The organism is Pseudomonas putida (assembly GCF_028682175.1).
Lineage (GTDB): Bacteria > Pseudomonadota > Gammaproteobacteria > Pseudomonadales > Pseudomonadaceae > Aquipseudomonas > Aquipseudomonas putida_AD.
The window spans coordinates 1-341 of sequence record NZ_JANHKS010000115.1 but is presented as its reverse complement, the minus strand read 5'-3'; the positions used below and the strand labels follow the sequence as shown (position 1 = coordinate 341).

Annotated in this window: 1 protein-coding gene; it reads right to left on the bottom strand. The window is 60.1% G+C overall.

Features of this window, described 5'->3' with window-relative positions; genetic code table 11:
* Positions 1–341, bottom strand: a 341-nt coding sequence (locus NPS29_RS28700; protein ID WP_425312565.1) for a hypothetical protein, incomplete at both ends; no start/stop codon positions are given.

Below are 341 nucleotides of genomic sequence, written 5' to 3'. Positions count from 1 at the left end.
GCGATTTGCGTGTCTTCCCACCACTGCGTGAGCAACGTCTGGCCCGGCACACAGGCTTCCATGCCCAGGGTGCACAACGCCGCCTGAATCGCGAACGACCAGCCGTGGCGCAAGTGATTGGGGTCATACGCGTGTAGCGCATTGAGCAGGTACTGGCTACGCAGCAGTTGCAGATGCGGTTCAGCACGCGCATCGGCGTGTGCTTGACACTCGTCAATACGCGCTTCGAACTGCTTGAGCGTTTCGTCCACTTCAGCCAGGTCGAGCTGGTCGAACAACTTAAGAGTGTTCTCGCCCGCGCGTTGTTTACTGGCCTCGATCTGTGCTTCGCGCCCCTGACG